Consider the following 15,739-nt stretch of genomic DNA (forward strand, 5'->3'; position numbering starts at 1 on the left):
GTCGCGACTGTCGTGCGGGGCCGTTCGCAATCAAGTTAGTCGTACGAAGTGAAGCAATGGAGCGGTGCGAGGCGATGGGCGCGCGTGCATGGATGCGCGCTTCGTTTGCCGTCGCGTTCGCTGTCGCGTGATTCAGCACACGAAAACCGAGGGAAAACGAGATGAACAAGTCGTTCAAGTCGATCTGGAACGAAGCACTGGGGGCGTGGGTCGCGGCGTCCGAGCTCGATCGCGCGCGCGGCAAGCGCGTGGTGTCGTCGAGACGTGCGGATGCGCATGCGGCACCGGACGCTGGCGCTGGCACGACAGTGCTGGCGGGGCTGTCGCCGCGGCGAATCGCGACGCTGGTCGCGGCCGCGTATCTCGGCTTGTTCCAGGCGGGCGCCCACGCGCAGTATTCGGCGGGGGGCGGCTCCGCGACCGGCGGCGCGAGTTCGATCGCCGTCGGTAACGGTTCGGTCGCCACGCAGGTGAATTCCACCGCGTTCGGCAACCTGTCCACGGCGACGGGCGTTTCAGCCACGGCGATCGGCCCGGGCGCGCACGCCATTGCCGACGGTTCGACATCCGTCGGCATCAATTCTCAGGCAACCGGCGTCAACAGCGTGGCGATGGGCGTGCAGGCGATCGGCTCCGGCAACTATTCGGTCGCGATCGGCAACCTGTCGAGCTCGACCCAAAGCGGCTCGGTGGCGATCGGCAGCGGTGCGTCGGCGATCGGCGTGTCCGCGATCGGGCTCGGGAACAATGCGACGGCCTCCGGTCAATACGCGGCCGCGCTCGGCCTCGGATCGGTCGCGTCGGGGGCGCAAGCCGTCGCGCTCGGTTTTTCGTCAAACGCCACGAATACGGGCTCCGTCTCGCTCGGCAATCAGTCGACGAGTTCGGGCGCGGCCGGCGTAGCCGTGGGCAGCGGCTCGCTCGCTTCCGGCAATTCGGCCGTGGCCGTGGGCGTGAACAGCGGCGCGAAGGGCACGTCGTCGATTGCCATCGGCTGGGGCGGCACGGCAGGCGTGCCGGGGTCGGGTGCGCAATCGCTCGGCACCAGTTCGATCGCGATGGGCTCGAATACCTCGGCGGGCGCCGACAATGCGCTGGCGTTCGGCCTGAACGCGAATGCGTCGGGCCTCAGCTCGATCGCGATGGGCGTGCAGTCGACTGCGACGCAGCAGTTCGGCGTCGCGCTCGGCAATCTCGCGCTCGCGACGGGCATATCGGGCACCGCGCTGGGCGCCGGCGCGACGGCGTCTGCCGTGAATGCGACGGCGATCGGCATCAACAGCGTGGCGGCGGCGGGCGCCACGGTCGCAATCGGCGCCAGCAACTCGGTCGCGGCGGCGGCGGGCGCGGGCTCGATCGCCGGCGGGAACAACTCGCAGGTCCTGAGCGGCACCGGCGCCGTCGCGCTCGGCGAAGGTCAGACCGTGAGCGGCAACGGCGCGGTCGCCATCGGCGATCCGAGCACCGCGATCGGCACCGGCGCGGTGACGATGGGCTCGAACAACACCGCGAACGGCAACGGCGCGGTGGCGATCGGCAATTCGAACAACGCGCAGGGCGTGGGCTCCCTCGCGCTTGGCAATACGTCGACGGCGGCAGCGGCGGGCGCGGTGGCGTTCGGCGCGTCGGCCGTGGCGAACAACGCCAACGATGTCGCGCTCGGTTCCGGCTCGGTGACGGCCGCGCCGAATCCGACGGCGTCCGCGACGATCGGCGGCGTCACGTACAGCTTCAACGGCATCAATCCGACCAGCGTCGTCAGCGTCGGCGCGGCGGGCAGCGAGCGCCAGATCACCAACGTCGCGGCCGGGCGGATCAGTTCGTCGAGCACGGACGCGATCAACGGGTCGCAGCTCGATGCGACGAACCAGGCGGTGACGTCGCTGTCGACGTCGACGCTGTCGAGCATCACGTCCTTGTCGACCTCGACGTCGACGGGCTTGTCGTCGGCGAACAGCGCGATCACGTCGTTGTCCACGTCGACCTCGACCGGGATCAGTTCGCTTTCCACGGGCCTGAGCTCGACGAACAGTTCCGTCGCGTCCCTGTCGACCTCCACGTCGACGGGCATCAGTTCGCTGTCGACCGGCCTGAGTTCGACCAACAGTTCGATCACGTCGCTGTCGACGTCGACCTCGACCATCGTCGGTTCACTGTCCACCGGCTTGAGTTCGACGAACAGCAATCTGACCTCGCTGTCGACTGCCACGTCCACGAGCATCGGATCACTGTCGACGGGCCTGAGCTCGACGAACAGCGCGATCACGTCGCTGTCGACCTCGACATCGACCACCATCGGCTCGCTGTCGACCGGCCTGTCGAGCACGAACAGCAACCTGACGTCGCTGTCGACCGCCACGTCGACGAGCATCGGGTCACTGTCGACGGGCTTGAGCTCCGTCGTGAACAACAACACCAACCTCGGCAACAGCACGGCCGGCGCGATCGGCGGCGGGGCCACCTACGATCCGACGACCGGCACGATCTCGGCGCCGTCGTACGTGACGTACAACAGCGACGGCTCGACGACGATCAACAACAACGTCGGCTCCGCGGTCGACAACATCAACGCGCACGGCATCAAGTACTTCCACGCGAACTCGACCGCGCCGGACAGCCAGGCGCTCGGCGTCGACAGCGTGGCGATCGGGCCGAACGCCATTTCTCGCGTCGACGGCAGCATCGCGCTCGGCTCGGGTTCGGTGGCCGACCGCGCGACGGTGCCGGCGTCCGGGACCATCCGCAACGGCACCGCGTCGATCCCGTTCAACACGACGGACCAGACGCTGCTCGGTGCGGTGTCGGTCGGCGACGCGACCAGCAGGACGTATCGCCAGATCACCAACGTCGCGGACGGCACGGGCCAGCAAGACGCGGTCACGGTGCGGCAGCTTGCCGGCGCATTGCAGTCGTTCGCGGTCACGGGCCAGAAATACTTCCACGCGAATTCGACGGCGGCGGATTCGCTCGCCGTCGGCGCGGAATCGGTCGCGGTGGGGCCGACGACGGTCGTCAACGGCGACAACGGCGTCGGCATCGGCAACGGCGCGATCGTCGATGCGACCGCGCCGGGCGGGATCGCGATCGGGCAGGCGGCGAGTTCCGCGCAGGCCGACGCGATCGCACTCGGCAGCGGTGCGACGGCGACCGGCGCGCAGTCCGTCGCGCAGGGCGCGAATGCGGCGGCGGTCAGCGTGGGCAGCGTCGCGCTCGGTTCCGGTGCGCGCAGCAACGCGACCGACGCCCTCGCGCTCGGCGCCGGCGCGTCGGCGACGTTCGCCAACAGCGTGGCGCTGGGCGCCGGTTCGCTGACGACAGTCGGCGCGCTGACGAACTACGTTGCATACGGCCTGAGCAGCCCGCAGTCGTCGGCCGGCGAAGTGAACGTCGGCAACCGGCAGATCACCGGGCTCGCCGCCGGCAAGAACGGCACGGACGCGGTGAACGTGTCGCAGCTCGACTCGGTCGCGAACCAGCTGACGACGCTCATCGACAAGCGTACGACCAACCTCGGCGGTTCCTACACGTCGAACCCGTCCGGCGGCAACGTGCCGCCGGGGCCGTCAGGCTCGAACTCGTCGGCCGGCGGCTCGGGCGCGGTGGCTTCCGGTTCGAACAGCACGGCCGTCGGCAACGGATCGACGGCGTCCGGCAGCGGCTCGACCGCGCTCGGCGTCGGGGCGACTTCGTCGGGCAGCAATTCGGCGGCGGTCGGCGCGGGCAGCAACGACGGCGGCCGCTCGAACGTCGTCGCGGTCGGCTCGGCGGATTCGGCGCGGCAAGTCGTCAACGTCGCGGCGGGCACGCAGGGCACCGACGCGGTGAACGTGAACCAGCTGAATGCGGTATCGAACCAGTTCACGCAATCGCTGAACACGGTCAACAATCAGCTCACGCAGATGCAGCAGCAGATCCAGCAGACCGATTCGATGGCGCGCGAGGGGATCGCCGCGACCGCCGCGATGGCGTCGATCCCGCACATGGACCGCGATTCGAACTTCGCGATGGGTGTCGGCACGGCGTCGTTCCAGGGCCAGAAGGCCATGGCGGTCGGCGTGCAGGCCCGCATCACGGAGAACCTGAAGGCGACGCTGAACGGCGGTTTCGCCGGCAGCCAGCGCGTCGTCGGCGCGGGCATGCTGTATCAGTGGAAGTGATCGCGCGCGGCGGTTCGTTCCCGGCACACGTTGCCGGGGCGGACCGCGCCGAGCGCAAACGCATGCGCATGCGGCCGCGCCATCGCGCCGCACGCGCCGTGCCCAACGCATTTTCGGAGTCCTCAAGTGAAAAATATCCATCTTGCCTTGCTGGCGTCCGTCGTGTCCCTCGCAGCCTGTTCGAGCGCGTCGGGGCCGACGTACAACGCCTACGAACTGCAGTCGCGAAACGGTATCCGGACGTTCCAGGTCGACTGCCACGGCATCCTGTCGACCGCGAAGACCTGCATGAAGGTCGCAACGCGCATGTGCGGCAACGAGCCCGTGCGCCTGGTCGATTCCACGACGCCGTTCCGCGACGGCGCCGATCCGCACTCGATCGCGTTCCAGTGCGGCGCGGCGCCCGCGCCGGCTGCCGCGGCCGTTGCGCCGGCACCGGCCCCGGTCGAGAAAGTGAGCCTCACCGGCGATGCGTACTTCGCGACCGACTCCGCGGTGCTCTCGCCGGCCGCGCGTGCGGAGCTCGACACGTTGCTGAACCGGCAAGGCGACAGGCATTTCTCGCGTGTCGAAGTGGACGGCTATACCGATGCGACCGGCCCGGATGCGCACAACCAGACGCTGTCGAAGCGCCGCGCCGATGCGGTCGCCGCGTATTTGCGAGAGCGCGGGCTGAAGGCGGATTCGTTTGAAGCGACCGGGCACGGCGAAGCCGATCCGGCCGCCTCGAACGATACGGCCGAGGGACGGGCGCGCAATCGCCGGGTGGAAATCTCGTTGCAGCGGTAAGGCGCGGCGCGCGGGTTGCCGCGGGCGTGGCCGTCGACGCCTGGCGGCGCGGCGCGCTCGCGGTAGCGGCACCAGCTTTCGTCGGGCCTGCCCAATCGACTGTCTTGCCGCGCGCGCGACGATCCGATCGACTCGCGCGTCCCTGCCTTGCCCGTGTCGCCGTTGCCCGTTCGGGCCACGCGCTTGAGAAACGGGTGTCCGGAGTCCGGTGCCGCCGCATAATCCTCGTACGAGGAAACGGCGGCGCTTTCCCGCGTTCGTGCGGTTCGTGGAAAACTGTATGAATATACAGTATAGTATCCGGCGAACTCGAGCGGCGCGGGCATGACCCGTGCGGCACGTGCGCCGCGCCTGCGGGCAATCCGCCGCAGCGTTCCGGCACCGTGAATTCCGGCTAACTCACTCAGACGGGCAGGCAAATTGTCATCCAGCAATCTGATCCGCATTCGCGGAGCACGTCAGCACAACCTCAAGAACCTCGATCTCGACCTGCGCACCGGCGAAATGACGGTCGTCACCGGGCCGTCGGGCTCCGGCAAGTCGAGCCTCGTGTTCGACACGCTGTACGCGGAAGGCCAGCGGCGCTACGTCGAGACGTTCAGCGCGTATGCGCGGCAGTTCCTCGACCGGATGGACCGCCCGCAGGTCGAGCGCGTCGACGGCGTGCCGCCCGCGATCGCGATCGACCAGACCAATCCGGTCCGCAGTTCGCGCTCGACCGTCGGCACGATGACGGAGCTCAACGATCACCTGAAGCTGCTGTACGCGCGCGCGGCCGAGCTGTTCGACCGCCAGACCGCGCGGCAGGTGCGGCACGACACGCCCGAGACGATCTACGCGGAACTCGTCGAGCGCACGCGCGCCGACGATCCGCGCGTCGTCGTCACGTTCCCGGTCGAGCTGCCGGAAAGCGCATCCGAGGACGAAGTCGCGCAGTGGCTGTCCGCGAGCGGCTACACGCGCGTGCAGGCGCAGCGCGAAGTCGCGTCGCCCACGGGCCCGCGCAAGCTGCTCGACGTGGTGGCCGACCGCTTCCGCGTGCAGCAGGCCGACAAGGTGCGCGTGGTCGAGGCGATCGAGGCGTCGCTGAAGCGCGGCGGCGGCCGCGTGAACGTCTACGTGCTCGCGCCGGAAGCGGAGAACGCGCTTGCCGCGACCGTCGAGCCGCAGGTGTGGCGTTTCTCCACGGGGCTGCACGACCCCGACAGCGACCTGCGCTACGCGGAGCCGCAAGCGGCGCTGTTCTCGTTCAACTCGGCATACGGCGCATGCGAGACCTGCCGCGGCTTCGGCCGCGTGATTGGCGTCGATCTCGGCCTGGTGATTCCCGACGCGCGCAAGACACTGCGCGGCGGCGCGATCAAGCCGATGCAGACGCCCGCATGGAAGGAGTGCCAGGACGACCTGATGCGCTACGCGGCGAAGGCGGACATCCGCCGCGATACGCCGTGGTCCGACCTGACCGACGCCGAGCGCGACTGGGTGATCAATGGCTCGCCGGACTGGAACGGCAAGTGGCAGAGCCAGTGGTACGGCGTGAAACGCTTCTTCGGCTATCTCGAATCGAAAGCGTACAAGATGCATATCCGCGTGCTGCTGTCGAAGTACCGCAGCTACACGCCGTGCGAGGTCTGCGGCGGCGCGCGCCTGAAGACCGAATCGCTGCAGTGGCGGCTCGGCTCGAAGGCGAACGCCGATACGGTGCTCGCGCCCGCGAATCGCTTCATGCCGCGCGGCGTCGACTGGACGCGCGCGCAGCTCGAGGCGCTGCCGGGCCTGACGGTGCACGACCTGATGCTGCTGCCGATCGAGCGCATTCGCCGCTTCTTCGACGAGATCACGCTGCCGAGCGCGCTGCTCGACGATGCCTTGAAGCTGCTGCTCGCCGAGGTGCGCACGCGCCTCAAATACCTGTGCGACGTGGGGCTCGGCTACCTGACGCTCGACCGGCAAAGCCGCACGCTGTCGGGCGGCGAGGTGCAGCGGATCAACCTGACCACGGCGCTCGGCACGTCGCTGACCAAAACGCTGTTCGTGCTCGACGAGCCGAGCATCGGCCTGCATCCGCGCGACCTCACGCGGATCGTCGAGGCGATGCAGCGGCTGCGCGACGCGGGCAATACGCTGGTGGTCGTCGAGCACGATCCGTCGGTGATGCTCGCGGCCGACCGGCTGATCGACATGGGGCCGGGCCCCGGCGAGCGCGGCGGCACGATCGTCTACGACGGCACGCCGGGCGACATCCGTTCCGCGCACACGCTGACGGGCGAGTATCTCGGCGGCCGCAAGCACGTCGCGCATGCGTCGAACTGGGCGCGCCGCCCGGTGGACGCGAATACGCCGCGCATCGTGCTCGAAGGCGCGACCGAGCACAACCTGCGCGACGTGACGGTCGAGATTCCGCTGCAGCGGCTCGTGTGCGTGACGGGCGTGTCGGGTTCCGGCAAGTCGACGCTGCTGCAGGACGTGCTCTATCCGGCGATGGCGCGCCACCACGGCAAGGCGACCGAGTCGCCGGGCGCGTTCCGCAATCTCACGGGTGCCGACCAGGTCGGCGACGTCGTGTTCGTCGATCAATCGCCGATCGGCAAGACCACGCGTTCGAACCCGGCCAGCTACGTCGGCGCGTTCGACGAGATCCGCAAGCTGTTCGCGAAGGCGCCGCTCGCGCTGCAGCGCGGCTACGGCGCCGGCACGTTCAGCTTCAACTCGGGCGACGGCCGTTGCCCGACCTGCGGCGGCTCGGGCTTCGAGCACATCGAGATGCAGTTCCTGAGCGACGTCTATCTGCGCTGCCCGGATTGCGACGGCAGCCGCTACCGCGCCGAGATTCTCGAAGTGCGCATCGAGCGCGACGGCCGCGCGCTGAACATCGCCGACGTGCTCGACCTGACCGTCAGCGAAGCGGCGGCGTTCTTCGCGACCGATGCCGAGGTGCTGCGCGTGCTGCAACCGATCGTCGACGTCGGCCTCGAATACGTGAAGCTCGGCCAGCCGGTGCCGACGCTGTCCGGCGGCGAAGCGCAGCGGCTGAAGCTGGCCGGCTTCCTCGCCGAATCGGCGGCCGCCGCGGGCGGGCGCCGCGTCGCGAGCGAGGAGGCGCGCATCGCGCGTGCGAAGCTGTTCATGTTCGACGAACCGACGACCGGGCTGCATTTCGACGACATCGCGAAGCTGATGCAGGCGTTCGGCAAGCTGCTCGCGGCCGGCCATTCGCTGATCGTGATCGAGCACAACCTCGACGTGATCCGCGCGGCCGACTGGCTGATCGATCTCGGCCCGGAGGGCGGCGACGGCGGCGGCCTCGTGCTGTGCGCGGGCACGCCCGACGACGTGAAGGCGTGCGCGCAATCGCATACCGGCGTCGCGCTGCTGCAGTACGACCGCGCGATGGACGGCGAAACCGCGCTCGCCGACGAAGGCGTGCCGCTGCAGGCCGTGCTGAACGCCGCCCGCGAGCGGCGCGCGATCGAGGGCGAGGACGTCGTGCGGATCGTCAATGCGCGCGAGCACAACCTGAAGGCGCTCGACGTCGACATCCCGCACGGCAAGTTCAACGTGATCACCGGCGTGTCGGGTTCCGGCAAGTCGACGCTCGCGTTCGACATCCTGTTCCACGAAGGCCAGCGCCGCTACCTCGAATCGCTGAACGCGTATGCGCGCTCGATCGTGCAGCCGGCCGGGCGGCCGGAGGTCGACGCCGTGTACGGCATTCCGCCGACGGTGGCGATCGAGCAGCGGCTGTCGCGCGGCGGCCGCAAGAGCACGGTCGCGACCACGTCCGAAGTCTGGCACTTCCTGCGGCTGCTGTACGTGAAGCTCGGCCTGCAGCATTGCATCCACGACGGCACGCCCGTCACGTCGCAAACCGTCGAATCGATCGCCGCGCAGTTGCTGCGCGACCATCGCGGCGAGCACGTCGGGCTGCTCGCGCCGCTCGTCGTCAACCGCAAGGGCGTGTATACCGATCTCGCGAAGTGGGCGAAGGCGCGCGGCAGCACGCATCTGCGCGTGGACGGCGAGTTCGTGACGGTCGATCCGTGGCCGAAGCTCGATCGCTTCCGCGAGCACACGATCGAATTGCCGGTGGCCGACATCGTCGTGTCGCCGGACAACGAGGCCGAGTTGCGGCGCGTGCTCGACGAGACGCTCGAGCTCGGCAAGGGCGTGATGCACCTGCTCGCGCCGCTCGACGGGCTGCACCACGCGATGCAGAACGACCGCTCGACCGCGCGCGTCGGCGAGATCAAGGTGCTGTCGGTCAAGCGCGCGTGCCCGGTGTGCGGCACGAGCTACCCGGAACTCGATCCGCGGATGTTCTCGTACAACAGCAAGCACGGCTGGTGCACGACCTGCGTCGGCACGGGCGTCACGCTCACGCGCGAACAGCGCGCCGCGTACGACGACACGGTGCTCGCCGGGGACGATCGCGGCCGCGAGCAGACTCTGCCGTCGGACGAACAGGAACCGGAAGGCGTCGGCAACGAGCCGTGCCCGGATTGCAGCGGCACGCGCCTGAACCCGTCCGCGCGCGCGGTCACGTTCGATGCGCATCCGATCGTCGAGGTCGCGCAGTGGACGGTGTCCGATACACGCCGCTGGATCGACGCGCTGGAGCTGACGGGGCGCGACGCGCAGATCGCGCGCGACATCGTCAGCGAGATCGGCAGCCGCCTCGCGTTTCTCGAGGAAGTCGGACTCGGCTACCTGAGCCTCGATCGCGCGGCGCCGAGCCTGTCGGGCGGCGAAGCGCAGCGCATCCGGCTCGCGGCGCAGCTCGGCAGCAACCTGCAAGGCGTGTGCTACGTGCTCGACGAGCCGACGATCGGCCTGCATCCGCGCGACAACCAGATCCTGCTGGATGCACTGCGCAAGCTCGGCGACAAGGGCAACACGCTCGTCGTCGTTGAGCACGACGAGGACACGATTCGCCGCGCCGATCACATCATCGACGTGGGCCCGGGCGCCGGCAAGCGCGGCGGCACGCTGGTCGCCGAGGGCGCGGTCGCCGATCTGGCCGCGCGGCCGGACTCGGTGACGGGGCGCCTGCTCGCGCATCCGATGACGCACCCGCTGCAACCGCGCCGTGCGGTGAGCCTGCCGGGCAAGCAGGGCGCACCGGCAGTGCCGGAGGGCTGGCTGACCGTGCACGGCGCGACGCTGCACAACCTGCGCGACGTCACCGTCGGCATTCCGCTCGCGCGGCTCGTCGCGGTGACGGGCGTCAGCGGTTCGGGCAAGTCGACGCTCGCGCGCGACGTGCTGATGACGAACCTGCTCGATGCGGTGGGCCGCTCGGTGCTGTCGTCGCCGGCCACGCGGCGCGCGCGCAAGGCCGCGCAGCAGGATGCGCCGGCCACGAACCGCCGCTCGAGCGTGCTCGCGCGCCGCGCGCCGCGGCCGTCGCTGAACGTCACGCATGCGTGGCAGGGCTGCGAGTCGCTGAGCGGCTGGGAACGGATCGACCGCGTGCTCGAAGTCGACCAGACGCCGATCGGCAAGACGCCGCGCTCGTGCCCGGCCACCTACATCGGCGTGTGGGACACGATCCGCAAGCTGTTCGCCGATACGCTCGAAGCGCGTGCGCGCGGCTACACGGCGTCGCGTTTTTCGTTCAACACCGGCGACGGGCGGTGCCCGGCCTGCGAAGGGCAAGGCGTGCGCACGATCGGAATGAGCTTCCTGCCCGACGTGAAGGTGCCGTGCGACGTGTGCCACGGGCAGCGCTTCAATCCGGAGACGCTCGCGGTCACGTGGCGCGGCCGGAACATCGGCGACGTGCTGACGATGGAAATTGACGAAGCCGTGGAGTTCTTCGCGCCGATTTCCAACATCGCGCATCCGCTGCAGCTGATGAAGGATGTCGGCCTCGGCTACCTGACGCTCGGCCAGCCGTCGCCGACGCTGTCCGGCGGCGAGGCGCAGCGCATCAAGCTCGTCACCGAGCTCACGAAGGTGCGCGACGACATCACGCGGCGCGGCCAGAGGGCGCCGCATACGCTCTACGTGCTCGACGAGCCGACGGTCGGTCTGCACATGGCCGACGTCGCGAAGCTGATCCGCGTGCTGCACCGGCTGGTCGACGGCGGGCACAGCGTGGTCGTGATCGAGCACGACCTCGACGTGATCGCGGAAGCCGACTGGATCATCGATCTCGGCCCGGAAGGCGGCGTGGGCGGCGGCACGATCGTCGCGGCGGCGCCGCCCGAAGGGCTCGCGCAGGTGAGGGCGAGCCATACCGGGCACGCTCTGAAGCCCGTGCTGGCGCGAACGGCGACGGAAGACGGCGACGCGGCGCGGCAGGGAGAAGCGCGGGTCGGTTGAACGCGGTGCTTCATGTGAACGGCCCCGGTGTCCGCTCAGACATCGGGGCCGCCTTTACATGCATCCGTGCGGTCAGCCGCGCAATCTCATTCGCCCTTGACGCCGATCGTCTCGATGATGGTTTCAAGTTGCGGGCTCATCGGCAGGTTGAGACTCATGCCCGACGGAAGCGGGCGCAGGAACCAGCGCTTGTACTGTCGCGTGATCTCGCCGTCGACGGCCAGCTCCTCGAACGTGCTTTTCACGACCTGCGCGAGCTGCGGATCGTCCTTGCGGAACATGATTCCGTACGGGTCGTATGACAGGAAATCGCCAACCACGTCGTACTTGCCGCCCTTGCCCGCATTCTCGGCAATCAGGCCGTACAGCAGCACGTCATCCGTCGCGAACGCGTCGGCTTGACCGTTCGCGACGAGCGCGAAGCCCTGCGCATGGTCCGGCACCACCTGCAGCTGGATCCCGAGCCTGAACCGCGCGTCCAGGTCGCGCAGCGCCTTCTCGTTGGTCGTGCCGGCCGTCACCGCGACCTTCCTGCCCGCGAGATCGCGGAACGAGCGGATCGGCGAGCCTCGCTTCACCATCACCTTCGTGCCGGCCACGAAGATGATCGGCGAGAACGCCACGCGCTTCTGGCGCTCCAGGTTGCTCGTCGTGGAGCCGCATTCCAGATCGACCGTGCCGTTGACCACCGCGTCGATGCGGTTGTCGGACGTGACCGGCACCCAGCGGATCGTCAGGCTCTTGTTGACCGCATCCTCGATCGACGACACGAGCGCCTTGCAGAGCTCGATCGAATAACCGATCGGCTGGTTGCGCGCATTCAGGTACGAGAACGGGATCGACGCGTCGCGATAGCCGATCGCGATCGTGCCGCTGCTGCGTACCTTCGCGAGCGTGCCGGTCAGTTGGGCCGGCGCGAACGGCTCGACGCGCGGCGTCGTGGACGGCGCATCTTCCGCGCGCGCGGTGGCGCCCGCGGCAAGCAGGCCTGCGAGCGCGAGCGCGCGCCAGAATCGCTGCATCTTCATCGCCGGGCCTCCGTCAGACATCCGCCGGATGCGCGATCGTCCCTTCCTGCTCCGCGTCGATGCGCGCCAGGTTGGCCTCGGCTTCCGCCTCCGACATGAGCTGGCCTTCCCACTTCGCGACCACGGCGCTGGCGATCGAATTGCCGACCGCGTTGGTGGCCGAGCGGCCCATGTCGAGGAACGTGTCGACACCGAGGATCAGCAGCAGCCCGGCTTCCGGAAGCCCGAACTGGTGCAGCGTGGCGGCGATCACGACGAGCGACGCGCGCGGCACGCCGGCCATCCCCTTCGACGTCAGCATCAGGACCAGCAGCATCGTGATCTGCGTGCCGAGCGACAGGTGGATGTTGTACGCCTGCGCGATGAACAGCGCCGCAAAGGTGCAGTACATCATCGAGCCGTCGAGATTGAACGAATAGCCCATCGGCATCACGAAGCTCGAAATTCTGCGCCGGACGCCGAACCGGTCGAGCGCGTCGAGGATCTTCGGATACGCGGCTTCCGAGCTGGCCGTCGCGAACGACAGCATGAACGCTTCCCGGATCAGCACGAGCAGCTTGAATACGCGGCGGCCGAGGAACAGCAGACCCGCGCAGACGAGCAAGGTCCAGAGCAGGAACAGGCTCACGTAGAAATCGCCCATGAACACCGCGAACTTCAGCAGCACCGACAGCCCGTTGACCGCGACGGTCGCGGCCATCGCCGCCAACACCGCGAGCGGCGCGAGTTTCATCACGTAGCCGGTGATCTTGAGCATCACGTGCGACAGCTGGTCGATCGCGGCCACGAGGATCTTGCCGCGCTCGCCGAGCGCGGCGAGCGCCACGCCGAAGAACATCGAGAACACGACGATCTGCAGGATCTCGTTGTTGCTCATCGCCTCGGCGAACGACCTCGGCACCATGTGGCCGACGAAATCCTTGAGCGTGAACTTGGACGTCGCGAGATTCGCCGATGCGCCGATGTCCGGCAGCGGCAGGCCGAGGTTGTCGCCGGGCCGCAGCAGGTTCGCCATGAACAGCCCGAGCAGCAGCGAGATCAGCGACGCGGTGACGAACCAGCCGATCGATTTCGCGAACACGCGCCCGACCGATGCCGCGTCGCCCATGTGCGCGATGCCGACGACCAGCGTGGAGAAGACGAGCGGCCCGATCACCATCTTGATCAGGCGCAGGAACACGTCGGAGATCAGCGAGATGTATCCGGCGATCTCGGTGGTGGCCTTTTTGTCAGGAAAGCTCGTGAAGATCATGTAGCCGATCAGGATGCCTGCCACCATCGCGATCAGGATCCAGATGGCTGCAGCGTTCTTTTTCTGCATCGTGAGCCTCCCATGCACCGGTTCCGCAACCGGGGATGGAAGGACAATACAGGACGCGAACGGCGATGAACAGTGCAACCGGGGGCGGGTTTGCGCTAGCGCGGTGTCGCGACCGATTGCCCGGCGACGATTGCACCGGTGGCGCCGCGGTGCGCGGGGCCGGCGCAACCCGGCATCCGGTTTGTGCGGAGCAGCACACGGCTTGTCCGATGGCCTGTGAATCCCGACGGCGGTTTCGCGGTGGGCGACGCGCTTCGCGTCGGCTTCCGGCTTCGGAGAAAGGCCGCGCGTCCCTCGAATCGCTGCGCGGGTGAACGCCGCCGCTCATGCAGCGCACAACATTCGGAAGCAGGCAGGCGCAATGAAGAGGAGTGACCGTGGAGGACTTCTTCCCGACGCTCAAAAATGCGCGGCGCAATAGGTTCGGGCTATGACCGGCAGAGTTGATCGATAGTTGTCGCGTGACGGGTTTCCGCGTGTAATGGCCTCCGAAACCGGATGATGCCAACGACTCGACGGAGGAGCCGCCCGTGAAGATCGCAGCAGCAGTGAAACGAGCGGTCGATGACGACGTGAAGGGCCGCGTAAGGTCGGACAACATGGGCGTCGACATCGCGGCGAGAGAAGCGGTGCGCGTGAATGCCCGGTCATACCTGTTCGTGCCGGGAAACAAGCCCGAACGGTTCGACAAGGCGCTCGCGAGCGGCGCCGATGCGGTCATCATCGATCTCGAGGATGCGGTCGAGCCGGAGGCCAAAGTGGCCGCGCGCGAGGCGATAGCACTGTGGGTTTCGCCCGGGCATCCGGTGCTCGTTCGAATCAACGCGCGAAACACGCCGTGGTTCGAGACGGATGCCGCGCTCGGCGCGTTGAACGGGGTGGCCGGAATCGTGCTGCCGAAGGCCGAGCGTGCGGACGACGTGTGCGCTGCCGTTGCGATTGCGCGCCGGCGTGTGCCGGTCTATCCGCTGATCGAAAGCGCGCATGGCATGTGGAATGCGCTTGAGGTCGCCAAGGCTCCGCATGTCGAACGATTGTTGTTCGGCACGCTCGATTTCATCGTGGACATGGGTATGTCGGATGATGGCGTTTCGCTCAATCACTTTCGCTCGCAGCTGACGTTGATTTCGCGCGTCGCCGGGATCGAATCGCCGGTCGACGGGGTGACGCCGGATATTCACGACGGTGAACGGATCGAGCGCGACGCGTTAAACGGAAAGCAACTGGGATTCGGCGGAAAGCTGTGCATTCATCCGAGGCAGATCGGATTCGTGCACACGTGCTTTCGACCGAGTGCGGATGAGGTGCACTGGGCGCGCCGCGTGCTCGACGCGATACGCGATGCGAACGGCGGCGTGGTGACGGTCGACGGGAAGATGGTCGATCGGCCCGTGTTGTTGCGTGCGACCCGCATTGCGGAGTTGGCAGCGTCCGTCAGCCCGGCAGCGGAGGGGGCGGGCCGTGCATGACGAAGCGCGATCTTGCCGGCATCGGGACGAGATGCGAGTCGTTCCCGGCGACATCGCGCACGTTCATCGCCTGTCCACCGAAGCAGGTTCGTTCATCAGCTCGACGACCCAGTCGATGAACGATCCTGTTGTGGAAATTCGGGGGCGTTGATCGTGAGCGACGTCGGCCCTCGCATGTGCGAGCACGGCGTTTCAAAACCACGCGGCAATCGCGCTCACCTGCTCGATTCGATTCGGTGACCGCTCGCCTGCAGAAATGGAAAGCCTGCAAAGCAAAGTTGGCTTGCGAGGCTGATCGCGCCGGGCACAGACCAAAAGCCGGCAAAGTACTCGAGCACGGTCCTTTTGAACAGCAGCCAGCCAGTGCACCACTCCGCAAACGTCAATATGGCCAGCGCGATCGCGCCCATCAGCAACGCCTCGTTGGTGTCTGTCAGCATGTCGTGTTTTTTCGCGCTCCAGCGCGACAGGTACCAACTCGCGGCAAGCATGAATGGCGCTTCGAGCGATACCGCTGCCGTCTCTCCCAGGAACCGCACCAGCAGCAGGACACGAATCGCGCCGAAAGCGAAGCCGATCACAAAAACGGTCAATGCATAAACGCAGCCCGCTTTGGCGCAGATTGCCCACCTGAGGCTACGATGCGAGCGC

7 protein-coding genes are annotated in these 15,739 nt (G+C 67.9%); 4 read left to right on the top strand and 3 right to left on the bottom strand.

Annotated features, from left to right (window positions below):
- Window positions 1-161 precede the first annotated feature (161 nt).
- The 3 genes from WS46_RS35220 to uvrA all read left to right on the top strand — a co-directional run bounded on the left by WS46_RS35220 (window position 162) and on the right by uvrA (window position 11,270).
- Window positions 162-4,157 (top strand): YadA-like family protein, encoded by a 3,996-nt coding sequence (locus WS46_RS35220; protein ID WP_059690441.1) that lies wholly within the window; start codon window positions 162-164, stop codon window positions 4,155-4,157.
- Between the two features lie 126 nt (window positions 4,158-4,283).
- Window positions 4,284-4,946, top strand: coding sequence for an OmpA family protein (locus WS46_RS10340; protein WP_059690442.1), 663 nt, complete (start codon window positions 4,284-4,286; stop codon window positions 4,944-4,946).
- A gap of 420 nt (window positions 4,947-5,366) precedes the next feature.
- The gene (gene uvrA / locus WS46_RS10345; protein ID WP_059690443.1) at window positions 5,367-11,270 is read left to right on the top strand and encodes an excinuclease ABC subunit UvrA; all 5,904 of its coding nucleotides are present in this window, start codon (window positions 5,367-5,369) and stop codon (window positions 11,268-11,270) included.
- Window positions 11,271-11,356: 86 nt separating this feature from the next.
- On the opposite strand, the gene WS46_RS10350 is transcribed toward uvrA, so the two are convergent.
- Window positions 11,357-12,298: an amino acid ABC transporter substrate-binding protein gene (locus WS46_RS10350; protein ID WP_059690444.1), complete on the bottom strand. Its 942-nt coding sequence runs from the start codon at window positions 12,296-12,298 to the stop codon at window positions 11,357-11,359.
- A 13-nt stretch (window positions 12,299-12,311) separates the two neighbouring features.
- Complete coding sequence (locus WS46_RS10355) at window positions 12,312-13,619, bottom strand: dicarboxylate/amino acid:cation symporter (protein ID WP_059529163.1); 1,308 nt, start codon at window positions 13,617-13,619, stop codon at window positions 12,312-12,314.
- A 599-nt stretch (window positions 13,620-14,218) separates the two neighbouring features.
- Here WS46_RS10355 and WS46_RS10360 point away from each other — a divergent pair.
- The gene (locus WS46_RS10360; RefSeq protein ID WP_059690445.1) at window positions 14,219-15,088 is read left to right on the top strand and encodes a CoA ester lyase; all 870 of its coding nucleotides are present in this window, start codon (window positions 14,219-14,221) and stop codon (window positions 15,086-15,088) included.
- Between the two features lie 215 nt (window positions 15,089-15,303).
- Here the strand turns inward: WS46_RS10360 and WS46_RS10365 are convergent, their stop codons facing one another.
- A complete protein-coding gene (locus WS46_RS10365) occupies window positions 15,304-15,681 on the bottom strand; it encodes a hypothetical protein (RefSeq protein ID WP_156443114.1) in 378 nt (125 codons plus the stop codon).
- Window positions 15,682-15,739: the final 58 nt, after the last annotated feature.

The sequence above is a fragment of the Burkholderia sp. RF4-BP95 genome, from assembly GCF_001521985.1.
In the GTDB taxonomy this organism is placed as follows: domain Bacteria; phylum Pseudomonadota; class Gammaproteobacteria; order Burkholderiales; family Burkholderiaceae; genus Burkholderia; species Burkholderia diffusa.

What these genes read in the sequence shown, in the direction of transcription:
- WS46_RS35220 (WP_059690441.1), top strand. Translation starts at nt 162, where the DNA reads ATGAACAAGTCGTTCAAGTCGATCTGGAACGAAGCACTGGGGGCGTGG.
- WS46_RS10350 (WP_059690444.1), bottom strand. Translation starts at nt 12,298, where the DNA reads ATGAAGATGCAGCGATTCTGGCGCGCGCTCGCGCTCGCAGGCCTGCTT.
- WS46_RS10355 (WP_059529163.1), bottom strand. Translation starts at nt 13,619, where the DNA reads ATGCAGAAAAAGAACGCTGCAGCCATCTGGATCCTGATCGCGATGGTG.
- WS46_RS10360 (WP_059690445.1), top strand. Translation starts at nt 14,219, where the DNA reads ATGGGCGTCGACATCGCGGCGAGAGAAGCGGTGCGCGTGAATGCCCGG.